The organism is Candidatus Magnetaquicoccus inordinatus, from assembly GCF_004217665.1.
In the GTDB taxonomy this organism is placed as follows: domain Bacteria; phylum Pseudomonadota; class Magnetococcia; order Magnetococcales; family Magnetaquicoccaceae; genus Magnetaquicoccus; species Magnetaquicoccus inordinatus.
The window spans coordinates 15,727-30,868 of record NZ_RXIU01000006.1 but is presented as its reverse complement, the minus strand read 5'-3'; the positions used below and the strand labels follow the sequence as shown (position 1 = coordinate 30,868).

Genomic DNA, 15,142 nt, shown 5'->3' with positions numbered 1-15,142 from the left:
CTGTTGGGGCGATTTACTTTGTCTGTGATGATTTGTTATGCTGCATGACCGGATAATGACATTTTTCCAACTGCTGCCATTGCCAAGGTGGGTAGCCTGATTTTGTTGAGGTTGCAGGGTGGGCATCTGCTGCAGGCAATGGGGAGAAGTGGTAATGGCTGGTCGTCTGTTTTTTTTCTTGTGGTTGCTGGCAAGCCTTTTTTTTCCTCACACACTGTGGGCAGTGGAAGAGGTACGCATCGGTGTGCTCTCATTTCGTACTCCGGCAGAGACGTTGGCATTTTGGTCTGCGACGGCTGAATGGTTAACCGCCCGGATTCCTGGCAAACATTTTCAGATTATCCCCTTCTTTTTTTCCGATTTGGATCGCGCTGCCGCACGAGGCGAAGTCGATTTTATCCTGACCAATCCAGAACATTTTATCCTGTTGCGCAGTCGCATACACATTACCCCTATGGTCACTTTGATGTCCGTGGCGGAAGGGCATCCAGTCACCCAATTTGGTGGGGTCATTTTTGTGCGTTCGGATCGTTATGATCTGCAGCAATTGTCGGATCTAAAGGGCAAAAAAGTTGCAGCCGTAGATGAACGTTCGCTGGGTGGATATTTGATGCAGGCCTGGAGTTTGCGCAAGGCCGGAGTGGATGCTGGCCGGGAGTTGGCGATGCGCTATACCGGAATGCCGCATGCCAAGGTGGTACCGGAGGTGTTGTCGCGTCGGGTGGATGCAGGCTTTGTGCGTACCGGGATTTTAGAAAATTTGCTGCAGGAGAATCGACTGGATCTGCAGGAGATTCGCATACTCAACATGCAGGGGCCAAGCACATTTCCGTTGCTGTTATCCACGGATCTCTATCCTGAATGGCCTTTTGCGGCCATGCCGGATTTGCCGGACACGTTGGTCAAGGAGGTGACGCTGGCCTTGCTGGAGATCACTCCTGACTCTTTGCCAGCCAAGGATGGTCACTATTATGGTTTTTCCCCGCCGGCCAATTATCAATCGGTTGAGGCGGTGATGACGCGCTTGCGGGCCAATCCTGATCGGATTGATTTTGATTGGCAGGATATATTTGATAAATATACTTTTATCATTCTTATGGTGTTGGTGGCCTTGCTGGTGACTGCCTTGTTGGTGGCCTTGCGTCTGCATCGCGGCAAAAAGCTGCTGCTGCGGGCATTGGCAGAGACCAAACGTTTGGGGGTGCGCAATATATTACTGGAAAGTTTGGGTGAAGGGGTGTTGGGAGGGGATACAGAGGGGCGCTGTATTTTTGTCAATTCAGCGGCTTTGTCATTGACTGGTTATCGTCAGGAAGAGGTGATCGGCAATCCTGTCAACTTGCTGTTTCACTGTCGGCGTTGGGATGGCAGCGCTTATGAAGAGGGTGATTCGCCGATTGATCGGACCATCCGTGACGGTAAACAGAGAGAAAATGAGGGGTTGTTGATTACCCGTGACCAAAGACAGGTGCCGGTGCACTGGTTGGTGACCGCCATTCAACCGGAGATGACCCCTTCTGGGGTTGTCATCGCTTTACAGGATATCTCTTTGCGCAAGGCGATGGAAAAATCGCTGCGCGAGAGTGAACGCCGACTCAAGGATATTCTCAACCACACGCCGTTGCTGGTAATGTTGAAGGATTTGCAGGGACATGTATTGCAGGTCAATCGGCAATATGGACGGATTTTTGCGGTCTCAGAGGTGGCGGAGAGTGGTTGGAATTTGCGTGATCACCATTCGCCGAAGGTGGTGCAGCGTTTGCTGGAGATGGATCAACAGGCTTTGACGCGCTTGGCGCCGGTTCAGGCGGAGGAAGAGCTGTTGCACCCGGATGGAGAGCGTCACACCTATTTATTGATTACTTTTCCTCTGTTGACCGATGATGAGGTGCCATATGCGCTGTGTACGGTGGCGATGGATATCAGTAAGCGGGTGCGGGCGGTGGCCGAGTTGGCGGTAGCCAAAAAGCAAGCTGAAGCAGCCAATCAAGCCAAAGGAGATTTTCTGGCAGCGATGAGCCATGAGATTCGCACGCCAATGAATGTTGTTTTGGGGATGTCGGATCTGTTGTTGGAAAGTGCTTTGGAGGAGGAGCAGCGGGAGATGGTGCGCATGATGCACCGTTCCGGGAAGGCGTTGTTGGGGGTGATCAATGATGTTTTGGATTTTTCGCGCATTGAGTCCGGTCGCTTTGTTTTGTCGGAGGTGATCTATTCGCCGCGCCAGGTTGTGGAAGAGACCACAGCTTTGATGCGGATGGCGGTTGAAAACAGTCAAATTGTGTTGCAGGAGGAGATTGCCAAAAATATTCCTGAACAGATGTATGGTGATGATGGCCGGGTGCGGCAGATTTTGATCAATTTGTTGGGTAATGCCATCAAATTTACCCACGAGGGTGGGGTGACAGTTGAGGTATTGCGTGATCCGGTGCAGGAGAATCAGTTGATGTTTCGGGTGCGTGACAGTGGGATCGGCATTGCCCCGGAACATATGGAGCATATTTTTAAACGATTTACCCAAGCCGATTCCGGGATCACTCGTCGCTATGGGGGGACCGGTTTGGGTTTGGCGATTTGTCGCCGCCTGGTGGAGATGATGGGGGGGCAGATCAGTGTCGAGAGTCGTTTGGGGGAGGGGAGTACCTTTTCTTTTTCTTTGCCGATTCAGCCTCTTCCTGTAACCCAGTCTCCACAGTCGGAGCAGGATCGACAACTGGATCAAGGAAATCGCATTCTGGATATTTTGTTGGCAGAGGATCGGTTGGACAATCAGACTCTGTTTCGGATTTATTTGAAGAGCACGGGTCATCGTTTGACCATCGTTGCGGATGGGCAGCAGGCGGTGGAAAAGGTGCGCACGCAACGTTTTGATTTGATCTTGATGGATATCCAAATGCCGGTGATGGATGGCTATGCAGCAACGCAGGCGATTCGACTGTGGGAAAAGCAACAGGGAGTGACTCCTGCCATTATTATTGCTTTGAGTGCCCATGCTTCGTTGGCCAAACGGGCGGAAAGCCTTTCTGCCGGTTGTAATGATCATTTGACCAAACCGATAGACAAACAGACCTTTTTACGAGTGGTGCAGCAGATTGCTGATAGTGTACAGCACAATCGCCCTTTTACCACACTGCAACTCTATTCTTCCCAGGTGTGAGAGGCATGGCTCTCTCCATTCGCGTTCGTCTGTACAGTGGTTTCAGTTTTTTGTTGGTGTGTTTGATGGTATCGGCGTTGCTGGCGGTGACCATGCTCGGCCAATTGAATGAGCGGGTCAATTTGTTGGTTGCCGAGGATATGGAAAAGGTGCGTCTGGTAGCCTTGTTGGAGAAGAGTCTGTTGGGTGTCTCCAATGCCGAGCGCAGTATCATACTGTTGATTGAGCAGGATGAGATGATGCACTTTGCCGGGGAGATGGCCTGTCATGCCGAGCAGGTGCGGCGGGCGTTGGATCAACTGCATCTGTTGCACACTTTGGGGGATGAAGAGCGGCGGATTGTGCAACGTATCGAAGTGTTGGTAGCCCAAGTGATCTCCATTGATCTGGAGGTGCAACGCCTGGGACTGCTCAACTCCAACGTGCGTGCGGCACAGTTAGCCGAACAAGAGGGGCAGTTGGCCATGTCACGGGCAGAGTCGGCATTGGATCAATTGCTCCGGCACCTGGAAGCAGAAGAGGAGAGCAATGGCTCGTTTGATCCGAGCAAGCAATTGGAGCGGTTGCGCCTGCTGCGGGAGATGCAGCGCGTATTGAAAAAAATGTTCAATCAGGAGTTGAATCTGTTGCTGGCCACAGATGAAACTCGTATTGAACAACTGCTTGTGCGGGTGGCAGACAGTGAAAGAGAGTTGCAACAATTGTATCAAAGCGTTTTGCCGTTGTTGCAGGAGAGGAGCCATTCCGGGATAGAGAACTGGGAAAAGAGTATTCAAGCCTATTTGGAGATCTCCAAGCAGTTGCATCTGCTCAGTCAGGAGCGCGGTAATTTGCGTGCCACCCGTTTGTCGCATGATCAAGGGTGGCCATTGATGGTGCGCTTGCGTGCGGAGCTGCAAATTTTGTTGCAGAGCAGTGAACATTTGATGCGCGAGGCCAAGGAGCAATCGGAACGGGAATTTCGTGTTGCCACTTGGATATTGTTGATCATTCTTGGGTTGAGCATCCTGATTGGTGTTGTGATGTCCTGGAGGATTGCCCAGGATGTGCATCGCGGTTTGCGTTGGGTGGTGGAAAAGTTGGAGGCGGTGGCCTTGGGCGAGATTGCTCCTGGCGAGGAGCAGGAGGCAAGTGCGACCAGTGATGAGTTTGGGCGCTTGCGATTGGCGGTGCACCGTCTGGTGCAGGCAGAGCGGCATGTGGCGGATATGGCAGAGCGTTTGGCACAGGATGATCTGGCGTTGACCGTGCAGGAGCGCTCGCCGCAGGATCGCTTGTTGAATGCCATGAAACAGTTGTTGACCGCCTTGCGCGAGCGTTCGGAGTTGCGTCGGATGCTGATTGTGGCAGAAAAGATGTCTGGAATCGGTCAGTTTGCAGTACGGGTGGCGCATGAGATTAATAATCCGTTGGCGACGGCGGGGATGGGGTTGCATAACATTCGATTATTGTTGCCCAATGAGTTGCTGCAGGGAGCTTTGGAACATCGCTTGCGGCAGGTGGAGGGCAATATCAGCCGTGCGACGCGCGTAGCCCGGGAGATGTTGGCCTACTCCTGGAGTGGGCAACCGGATTGGCAGGAGTTTGATTTGTGTGAGGAGCTCAATGAGATCTTGGCTCTGGTACAGTTGGAGGGGAGTACGCCGGAAATTATTTTGCAACTTCCAGAGCGGATGATGCTGGTGGGGGACCGGGTAAAAATCGGACAGGTGTTTCGCAATTTGCTGCAAAATGCCTTGGATGCCTCGGCAGCAGGCTCTCCTGTGTGGGTGACAGTGCGCCAGGAAGAGGAGTGGATCGAGGCAGAGGTGGTGGATCAAGGGAGTGGGATTGCGGCGGAGATTTTACCAAAAATTTTTGAGCCTTTTTTTACCACCAAGCGTTCAGGGTTGGGGGTAGGCTTGGGTTTGCCGATTTGTTATAGTATCCTGCGTCAGCATGGGGGAACTCTTGAGGTAGTCAATGGCTCTGGTGGTGGCGTGCGGGCGACACTACGCTTGCCGTTATGTCCCGCTGGGATAGGAGTGCATTTTGATGAGCAGTCGGTCACAGGTTTTGATTGTCGATGATGAAGCGGAGTTGCGCGATAATTTGTCGGCCGTATTGGAGTATGAGGGGTTTCAGGTGGTGACAGCGGCATCAGGTGCAGAGGGGATCCATCTGATGTCTGCGCAGCGTTTTGATGTGATTTTATTGGACCTGATCATGCCGGGACAGGATGGTATCGATACCATGCTGGAGATGCGTCGTTTTAACAATCAAACCAGATATATTATCATGACCGCCTATGCGACGGTGAATACGGCGGTGCAGGCGATTCGCAAGGGGGCATCGGACTATCTCTCCAAGCCGTTTCGGGTAGAGGAGTTGGTGGCGGTGATCAAGCGTTCTTTGGAAGAGGCCCGTTTTGAGCGGCAGATTGTGGCGTGTAATCTGGACAAGACCTTGACTTCTCTGGCCAATCCCATCCGTCGCCGCATCATTGAGTTGATGGGGTGTGCCCCTTTGCTGCGCATGACCGACATCAGCCAAGCCTTGGAGATTGATGACCATACCAAGACCATGTTTCATTTGCGCACCCTCAAGGAGGCGGGATTGCTGCATCAACCGGATGACAAATCCTATGCTCTCACCCCGGCAGGGAGCAATGCTTTTAATCTGTTGCGATTGTTCAATAATCGAGAAAGTTGAAATTTATTCCTATAAAAATAGAATGAAAATTATATTGTTGTAGCAGTGGATCAGTCGGACAATCTTGTTTAACGGTTCTTTAGTGCTGGGGAAAGGAGCGGAAACATGGTTCGTTTACTGGTTGTAGCAGGGCTGCTTTGGGGAGTTTTAATGGGCAGTGCTCGCGGGCAGGAGAGTGACTGCAAGCAGGCGTTGGTTGCTGCCGAAATGATGGTCTGCCAGGATCCAGAGCTGTTGTCACAAGAGAGGGCGATCACCCATTTGTACCAACGCATTTTGGAGAGGGGAGATGCCGCCATTCGTGCAGAACAGGAGAGCTGGTTGGCGGAGCGTAAACGTTGTTGTGATATAAGTTGTGTAAAAAGCCTGCAAAATTATCGGTTGCAGGCGTTGCAGAGCCGTTTTGGTGTGATGATGGAATATGGTACAGCCGCCGGGCAAGAGTGGCAGGATCCGGTGACCGGGATTGTTTTTGTCTGGGTTCCTGGAGGCACTTTCCAAATGGGTTGTGGTTCATGGAGTGGTGAGTGTCGGGATGATGAGACGCCAGCTCATACGGTACGGGTGGATGGATTTTGGTTGGGCAAATATGAGGTGTCACAAGGGGAGTGGAAACGGTTGATGGGTAAAAATCCCTCGCGTTATGCCTTGGGCGAGAACTATCCGGTGGATAATGTTTCCTGGCTGGATGTGCAGCAATTTATTGAAAAGAATGAGTTGATCAACAATGTTCGCTATCGTTTGCCCAGCAGTGCCGAGTGGGAGTATGCCTGTCGCAGTGGTGGCAAGGAGGAGCTGTATGCTGGAGGTGAGGATCTGGCGACTTTGGCTTGGTATCGAAGCAACAGCGGTCGGCATCCGCATCCGGTAGGTCAAAAGCGTCCCAATGGTTTGGGTCTGCATGATATGAGTGGCAATGGTTGGGAGTGGGTGGAAGATGCCTATAGCAATGATTTTTATGCTACGCCGCAGGCGATACTGCCCAATCCGGTCAATCGGGATGTGGGCAGTGGTTTACGGGTTTTTCGCGGTGGTTCCTGGGGCAGTGAGGCACGCAATCTGCGTTGCACGGCCATTCATAGCGACTGGCCCAATGATCGTCCGCGTGGCAATGGCAGTTTTCGTTTGGTGCGCGAGGTGGCGGTGCAGGGACCACGGTGAAGAGAGAGGGTTCGGGATGGGGGATGAGGGGAAACATTGTGTTTTCTCTCATCCTTCCTGAGCAGAGACCGGAGATGCCGGTACTGGCTAAACTGTGTTTTATCTTGCGCTCATCTTTTATCCATCCAGATACAAAGTTGTATTTTTTTAAGGCTGTTTTATTGGGGATTCATTTTCCTGTGCAGGGCGGATGACCTGACCGCGACTGATAAAGGATTGCGATTGGGCTCCCCAGCTAAAGAGATGGACTGTTTCCATGATGGGTTGATTGATGGGGCGCTCTGCCCGCCAAGTGACCACAAAGTTGGCTCCCGTTCCTCCAGAGCGCTCTCTGTATTCCACAAAAAAATCGGCAGATCCCATTGGTTTCAAAGCTTTTGGTTGGTTCAGATATTCGCGTAAGCGTGTACCATGGGTATCATAATAGGTGACTGATTGAATGGTCATACCGTGCACGGGGTCGGTATTGCGCACACTCAACATCGCAGAGAGCAGAATCTCTTTGGCTTGTCCGCGTTCGTTGACATTTCCATAGAGCACAGAAGAGTAAACCGGAACATACACCATTTGTCCCATGGCTAAGGGGGGATTTTCCATGGCTTGGGCGTCGGTAACCAGCAGGAATAATGCCAGGGCAAAGATGCGGAGAGAGTGCGGTTGGGACGGAGTAATCATGATTTATTCTCCTTTGTGTATGGCGGATGCAACATAATTGCGAAAGGAGTTTCTGGCCTCTTGACTGCCGATGATAGCGAGAGAGTCTCCTTCTGCCAATATAAAATTGGCTTCTGGGTTGACGTGGAGTTGTTGTTGACGCAGCAAGGCGACAATGGAGACACCGAGAGAGGAGCGGACAGCCAGACCGCTGATTGAGTGGTGGGCGAGTTGGGAGTGGTTGGGGATGGTGATCCATTCCATGTCAAAGAGTTGCGGAAAATGGCCCAGTTGTGGATGGGGATCCAGGTTGGGACAGAGAGAGGCAGAAAGGCGGTTTCTGGCTTCGGTTGTCAGTTGGTGAATCAGGGAGGGTGGTGTATGCAGCAGAGCGAGGGCGCGGCGTGACATCTCCAGCCCGGTTTCCAGGTGTGGCCAGACCAACTGTTGTACACCGGCTTGCTGCAGTGCTTGAAACTGGTCCAAGGCGGAAACCTGGGCAACGATAGCGATGGTGGGGTTATATTTTCTTGCTTGCGCGATGATCAAGGAGGCGATGTTCAGATCAGGGATGGTGATCAGGAGCAGTGAGGCGGTGTGAATTTTGGCAACATCCAGGAGCAGTTCCTGTGTTGCGTCTCCAAAGAGTGTGGGCATGCCCGACTTGGCCAAGGAGTCAACTCGCCTTTGATCGATTTCGATAATCAGACAGGGTGAGGAGATCTGTTTGAGCAGGGTGGCGATTTGTTGACCGACGCGCCCACCACCGATAATCAGGGTATGCTCTTTGAGCTCTTTTTGTGTGATATTGAAGGTGGCGAGGGGTGGTTTTTTTCTCTTTTTTTTCCAGAAGGCATAGAGTGGTGTGGTCAACCCGGAGAGGGTTGGGGTCAGCAGCATAGTGACGATGGTGACCGAGAGGAAGAGGGAGTAGGTGTCGTCGTTAAAGGTTCCGAGGGAGTGGCCGGTTTTGGCCAAGACGAAGGCAAACTCTCCGATTTGGAACAGTCCGAGTCCGACGGCCAAGGGGATCACATTGCCATAGCCGAAGAGGTGGCTGATCAGAATCAGAATGGCGGATTTGCCGATGGTGACCAGGAGCACCAGGATAAGAACAATGGAGGCGTTGTTAAGGAGGTAGAGGGGATCGAGCATCATGCCGACGGAGACGAAGAAGAGCATGGCAAAGAGGTCACGGACTGGGGTAATGTCGCTGAGTGCCTGGTGTCCGAAGTGGGAACCGCCCAGGACCATGCCGGCGACGAAGGCACCCAGGGCGAAGGAGAGTCCAGAGAGATAGGTGATATAGCCCACGCCGAGACCGACAGCGAGCAAGGTGAGAGAAAAGATCTCCCGAGAGTTCCATTGGGCGACGCGGCGCAGCAACCAGGGGATGAGACGCACCCCGACCAGTAGCATGCCGATCAAAAAGAGGGTCGCTTTGGCGGCGGCGAGGGCCAGAACAGTATAATTGAGCTCCGCCTGATTGAGTTGCGGCAAAATGATCAGCATGGGCACCACAGCCAAGTCCTGGACGATGAGCAGGCCGATCATGACCCGACTGGAGAGGGTGCCCAGCCATCCTTGGTTCATCAAGGTTTTCAAGATGACCATGGTGCTGGAGAGGGAGCACATGGCGGCAAACCAGAGGCTGGGCAGCCAATCCAGGCCGCAGAGGCGAGCGGCGCCATAGCCGAGCAGCATGGAGAGGAGCATCTGCAAGGGGGTGCCCAGCAAAGCGATTTTGCGCACTGGTCGCAGTTCTTTGAAGGAGAATTCCAGGCCCAGGGCGAACAGGAGCAGAGCGACACCGATTTCAGCCAGCAGTTCGATATCATGGATTTGGGTAACCGTGATGCCACCGGTATGGGGTCCGACTACGATACCGGCCAGAATATAGCCGATAATCAGGGGCTGGCGGAGGATATGGGCCATCGTGCCGCCGAGCAGGGCGGCAATGACGATGATAATGATGTCGGTGGCAAGCCCCATGTTTCAGTCTTTCGGAAGACAGGAAAGGGTATCAGGGCAGGATCTTGCAGAAGATCTCCTATGATATTGTATGGGGGTATTATGTCGGAGATTCAGTAAAAAGAGAAGTATCCGGCCTGGGAATAGAGAGAGATGGCAGAGACGTGCTATCACTGTTTAGTACATGACTAAAATGTTATATACCATCTGGATAGAGGGTGGGCACGATGGTGTTGGGTGTGCTGGCAGCAAGGATTTTGGCATGTTTGGATGGGTCGGTGTCGATAAAGAGAATTTTCAGCAATTTGTTCGAGGATTGCTGCCGTGGTTCAGCACCCTGCAAACGCAGAAAAAAACAGCTTGTTGATCATATCGCTAAAACTCAAAAATCCATGGTATGGATATTGCTGCTCAAGATAGTGCTATATTGCTGTTCAACACAGTGCTATATTGCTGTCTAGGAAGAGTGTATTGCGAGGGAAGGTTTTGACTGTTTTTGAACAGAATGAGGAGCTTTATTGGTCGTGCGGATGCGATTGTGAGGGTGGGTGCTGTTTTTGCTGGTTGTGGTGACTATGCAGAGATGTGGCTGTTCAAGTCTGGAAATAGTTGCCTCTATTGAAAAAAATAACAGGGAAAGGGGTGCGTTATTCTTTTGCTTCGAGAGTTTGGTTTGTTGCAGGATCTTGTAATAAATAATTTTTTTTGTATTATAATTATTTATTACAGTAAAAAAGATGTTGAAGTTGTTCAATAGGAAAAGATTGCCGTTGCCAGTAGCAACCTATTGTTACTGGTTCTGGTGGAGCAACCAGGGATTGGGGGGGGGATTGAATGACTGTTTCGACACCAGTTGCTATACTGTCTAGTGAGTCTGCTGTTGTATCTACTGGTATGGGTTCGATGGATGATTTGCAAAGAGAGGTGCGTTATCTGCGCTTTTCCAGAGATCTGACCAGAGAGTTTGTTCAAAGTAGCGGTGGGATGAAGAAGGTGATGTCCGCCGTTTTCGCCAAAGTCTTGACGACAATGGATGCGGAAGCCGGATCATTGTGGATTACCGATGCGGCGACTAAAACCAATATCTGTCATCAGGCAGAGGGGCCGGCAAAAGCCAAGATTTTGGGGTTGCGCCTGCCACTTGGTCAGGGAATTGTTGGTCAAGTAATTGCCAAAAACACAATGGATGTGGTGTTGGATTGTGCAAAGGATGCCCGTTTCAGTGCCGATGTCGATCAAAAATCCCATTTCAAAACAGAGTCCATGATCTGTATTCCCCTTGCCGATAAAGGGGTTGCGTTTGGGGCTCTGCAAATTATCAACAAGCGATCCGGGATTCAAAAGCAGTTTACTGAAGATGATCTGCGCTTGGTTGAAGATTTGGCCTTATCGGCTGCCATTGCTGTCCGCAATGCCAGGCAACAGCAGTTAGAGAGCGATAACCGAACCGAGCAGGTCAGCGCCATGCAGCGGGAGGTGCAATATTTTCGGTTTGCCCGGGATTTGACCCGTGAGTTTGTACAAAGTTCTGGTGGCTTAAAGCAGGTGATGACAGAGATTTTTGCCAAAGTTTTAAGTACCATGAATGCCGAAGCCGGTTCCCTATGGTTGACTGACGAACGATCGGGAACCAATATTTGCCATCAGGCAGAGGGTCCAGCCAAAGGTCGCATTCTGGGGTTGCGTTTGCCACTTGGGCAAGGCATTGTGGGCCAAGTCATATCTTCCAATAAAGCAGATGTGGTTCTCAATTGTGCTTTGGATAGTCGTTTTGATGCGCAGGTGGATAAGCGGTCAAACTTCAAAACAGAATCGATGATTTGCGTTCCTCTTTCCGAGCAAGGTTCCGCTTTTGGGGCCATTCAGATTATCAATAAACACTCTGGTTATCAAAAGCGTTTTACTGAAGAAGATCAACGTTTGGCTGAAGATTTGGCTTTGTCGGCTTCCGTAGCGGTGCGCAATGCCCGTTTGTTGGAAAGCGAGAGCCGGGTCAAGGAGATGAACACCTTAATGGAACTCTCCCGGCAAATCAGTGCTTCGGTAGATATGGATGAGGTGTTGCTGCTGGCGGTGACGCTTTCTGGAGAGTTGGCTGAGATCTCGCACGCCGCAATTGCATTGGTGGATGAAACCAGCAATGCACTGTTTTTGGCGATGCTTTCTGGTGGAGTAAAGGTGGATGCCAGTGTCTCTTGGCAGAGTGCTCTCTTGGCATTGCTGGAGCAGGTTCGACAGGCTAAACGTTTGAGTTATATTCCCGATCTTATGGCTTTACGGGAGCAACAAGGAAAAGAGACGCCTTGGACAGAGTTTTTAGCACAACGCGGTTCGGTTGCCGCTTGGTCGATGCCTTTGGCTGACACAGAGGGGATACTGGGGGTGTTATGGTTGGAAAGCGACCGCAAACATTTTGCCAGTGGTACAAAATCGGACATGATCTCCATTCTGGCAACACAGATTACGGTTGCGCTGCGCAATGCTAGTCTTTTCAAACGTATCCCTTTCTCTTCCGTAATGAGTCGTTTGGGGGACAGCGGAAAAAAATGGGCAGTAGGTTGGCGGAAACGGGTAGCGTTGCTTTTGGCAGGTACAGCAATAGCGACTGGATTACATCATTTGCCGATCTTTCGTTCGGTCAGCGGTGATTGCGTTGTGGATTCCCGTTTTGGACAAGGGGTCTATCTGCGGGTGGCAGGTCGCATTCAAAAGACACTGGTAAAAGAGGGGGATCAAGTTCAAGCCGGGGATGTGTTGGCCAAGATTGACGAGATGCCCATTCGGTTGCGTTTAGTGGAAGCAGAAACCAAATTGGCGCTGTTGGATCGGCAAATTATCGAGGCCAAGGCTGCTTCAGATGCATCGGCTCTGAGTCGGGCGCTCATCGACCGTTTGGCTGCCAAGGCAGCATGGGAACAAGCAAAATTGGATATGGAACAGGTGGAGATTCGCGCCCCTCTCTCGGGCGTTATTCTCACCGCACGTACTGAAGAACTGGTTGGTCGTGAACTGGGATTGGGCAATGAAATCTTGCGCATTGCCAATCCCGATAATTTTACTGTGGTGATCCAGCTTCCTGAAGAGGATGTGAGCGATGTGCGTAGCGGACAATCCGTTCATGGTGTTTTGAAATCCCGTCCTGGACAAGGATTTCGTGGTGAAGTGCTCCATGTGGGTCGTGCCTATACTGTTCCGACCGAGGCTTTGGAAAAAGGGGTGACCGACAAAACGCAAGCAGAGGGGTTTATTGCTGAGGTGCGGGTATTGGAGAAGGATGTGCCTTTGTTGCCTGGCATGACAGGTCGAGCATCTATCAGCACTCCTGAGGTATCGGTCATGACGCGCTTTTGGCGAAGGGTAGTTAATCTTTGGTCTTTCTGGATTGCCAGGAGTTAAGCATGGCAGCTCCAGCCCCTTTGCGTGATGTATTAAAAATTCGCCGTTTGGTTCAGCGGAATGAAATTACATATGTAATTAAAGAGCCCGACAAACAGGCATATTACCGTTTCAGTGAAGCGCAATATCTGATGTTGACCCTGTTTGATGGTCAAAAGGATCTGGATGCTTTGTTGGAGGCGTTTGATGAGGCCAGCGAAGAGTATGCGTATGACAAGGAGGCTTTGCTGGATTTAATTCGTTCGGCAAAGGATTTCCAACTGTTACAGCGCACACAAGAGGAGGAGAAAGCAGCCTTTTTAGAAAAATTGCGGGCCCAGAGAAAAGGACGTTTTTTGCAGGCCAAGGGATCTTTATTGAATATGCGCTTTCATTTGCATGATCCCAGCCTCACTCTGGACCGGGTGCTTCCCTATCTGCGTTGGTTGTGGACGCCGCAAGGTGTGTATGCTTCGATAGTGTTGATAGCAGTAGCAGTTGCTGTGGTTTTGCTACAGTGGGATCGTTTTACTGCCGATTTTGAGAGGGTGTTTTTCTTTTCGCAGCAAAGTGGAGAGAATGCGCTGACCGTGTGGTTGATCATTCTCAGTGCCATTGCGGTTCATGAAATGGGCCACGGTTTAACATGTCGTCATTTTGGTGGTGACGTGGATGACATGGGTGTGCTGTTGTTGGCCTTTCAACCCTGTTTATATGCCAATGTCAACGATGCTTGGTTGTTTGAGAATAATCGTCATAAATTGTATGTGGCATTGGCTGGGGTTTGGGTGGAACTGATTTTGTGTGCCTTTGCCGTCTTTATTTGGACCATGACCGATGTGGACTCTTTTATAGGACGGATTTCATTCATTCTGGTAACTGTTGCCACCGCTTCCTCTCTGTTTCTGAACTTGAATCCGCTTATGAAGTTTGATGGTTATTATATACTGAGCGATCATTTGGAAATACCCAATCTGCGGCAAAATGCCATCGACTGGTTTTCTTTCTCCTTGAAGAAACATCTGTTGCATTTGGATGTGCCACCACCCTTTGACGTGGATCATCGGGAGAAGAAGATCTATTTTTATTATGGATTGTTGATTGTCGTGTATCTGACCATCATGTTGGGTGGTTTGGCTCTATTGGGATATGGTGCTGTTGCTGATATCTATGGTTTCTGGGGCATTCTGATTTTTTTGTTGCTTGTTTTTAAGTTGGCAAAATTGATGACTGGAAGTTGGGTGGCAACCTTGAAGGAGTGGATCATGACAAAAATGTTTTCCACCCCGCAACGGCGTGTATATTCGTCTGTTTTTGGCCTGTTGCTGGTATGGGCTTTGTTTGCTTGGCAGCCACGTATTCTGGTGTTGACTACTGGTATGGTGGACGCCGATATAGTGGCTGTGCATGCTCCAGAGAGTGGTTTTATTGAGCAGATTGCCTACCAGGAGAATCGTTTGTTGATCGGCAAGGCGGGGGAGAGTCTGTTTACTGTGGTTTCTCCTGAGTTGGAGTTGGAAATGGGCCGGACCCAAGCCCAGTTGGAAGGGATGGAGATCAAGCGCAATAGCGCTTTGGTGCAGAGTGATCGGGCCAAACTGTTGCAGGTGGCCCTTCAAATCAACAAAATGCAGGAGCAGCTATCGGGATTGCAGGGGCGCAGGGGTCAGATGTCGGTTTTGATACCACCAGGCGAGTGGCAAGTGGAAGCACCACCACCACAGGTAATGCGTGGTCGTTATGTTGCTCGAGGCGAAACAGTGATAAGTCTTGTGCCGTTGCGGCAAAGACGGATCAATGTCTTGCTCGCCCAGTCGGATCTTTCCGTGGTGCGTGAGGGTGATCCCGCGCGTATTCGTTTGAGTGGATCTCCAGAAAGAATCTTTTCTGGACTGGTACAGAGTATTACCCCGGTGACCAAAAAAGATGGTCCCAATCGTCTTTTCCAGGTACGTATCGATATGATCATTCCAGAAGGCGTGACTCCTCCACTGTTGGATACGACAGGAAGTGTCAAGATTGAAGGGGAGTCGGCGCCATTATGGGCACATCTTTTGCGTCCTTTGCGGACAACATTTCGCACAGATTTATGGATTTGATTTTCATGCGTGTCATCCAGATAGGGAGTTTTAG

General features: G+C 50.9%; 8 protein-coding genes. 6 read left to right on the top strand and 2 right to left on the bottom strand.

Annotation, left to right across the window (positions count from 1 at the left end):
* Positions 1–154 precede the first annotated feature (154 nt).
* The 4 genes from EJP87_RS01145 (at position 155) to EJP87_RS01130 (ending at position 7,009) form a co-directional block, all read left to right on the top strand.
* Positions 155–3,157 carry a PhnD/SsuA/transferrin family substrate-binding protein gene (locus tag EJP87_RS01145; RefSeq protein ID WP_130470029.1) on the top strand — a complete coding sequence of 1,001 codons (3,003 nt, stop codon included), beginning with the start codon at positions 155–157 and terminating at the stop codon, positions 3,155–3,157.
* A gap of 5 nt (positions 3,158–3,162) precedes the next feature.
* Positions 3,163–5,226, top strand: a complete 2,064-nt coding sequence (locus tag EJP87_RS01140; RefSeq protein ID WP_130470028.1) for an ATP-binding protein — start codon at positions 3,163–3,165, stop codon at positions 5,224–5,226.
* Positions 5,192–5,848: a response regulator gene (locus EJP87_RS01135; RefSeq protein ID WP_130470027.1), complete on the top strand. Its 657-nt coding sequence runs from the start codon at positions 5,192–5,194 to the stop codon at positions 5,846–5,848. Before EJP87_RS01140 ends, EJP87_RS01135 begins: the two co-directional genes overlap by 35 nt.
* A 105-nt stretch (positions 5,849–5,953) precedes the next feature.
* The gene (locus EJP87_RS01130) at positions 5,954–7,009 is read left to right on the top strand and encodes an SUMF1/EgtB/PvdO family nonheme iron enzyme (RefSeq protein ID WP_130470026.1); all 1,056 of its coding nucleotides are present in this window, start codon (positions 5,954–5,956) and stop codon (positions 7,007–7,009) included.
* Positions 7,010–7,156: 147 nt separating this feature from the next.
* Here EJP87_RS01130 and EJP87_RS01125 read toward each other — a convergent pair whose 3' ends face one another.
* Both EJP87_RS01125 and EJP87_RS01120 read right to left on the bottom strand, forming a co-directional pair.
* The gene (locus tag EJP87_RS01125) at positions 7,157–7,684 is read right to left on the bottom strand and encodes a DUF3124 domain-containing protein (protein WP_130470025.1); all 528 of its coding nucleotides are present in this window, start codon (positions 7,682–7,684) and stop codon (positions 7,157–7,159) included.
* A gap of 3 nt (positions 7,685–7,687) precedes the next feature.
* Complete coding sequence (locus EJP87_RS01120; RefSeq protein WP_130470024.1) at positions 7,688–9,655, bottom strand: monovalent cation:proton antiporter family protein; 1,968 nt, start codon at positions 9,653–9,655, stop codon at positions 7,688–7,690.
* A gap of 882 nt (positions 9,656–10,537) precedes the next feature.
* On the opposite strand from EJP87_RS01120, the gene EJP87_RS01115 reads away from it, so the two are divergent.
* Positions 10,538–13,030 carry a GAF domain-containing protein gene (locus EJP87_RS01115; RefSeq protein ID WP_193771036.1) on the top strand — a complete coding sequence of 831 codons (2,493 nt, stop codon included), beginning with the start codon at positions 10,538–10,540 and terminating at the stop codon, positions 13,028–13,030.
* A gap of 2 nt (positions 13,031–13,032) precedes the next feature.
* Positions 13,033–15,108, top strand: coding sequence for an efflux RND transporter periplasmic adaptor subunit (locus EJP87_RS01110; protein WP_130470022.1), 2,076 nt, complete (start codon positions 13,033–13,035; stop codon positions 15,106–15,108).
* Positions 15,109–15,142 lie beyond the last annotated feature (34 nt).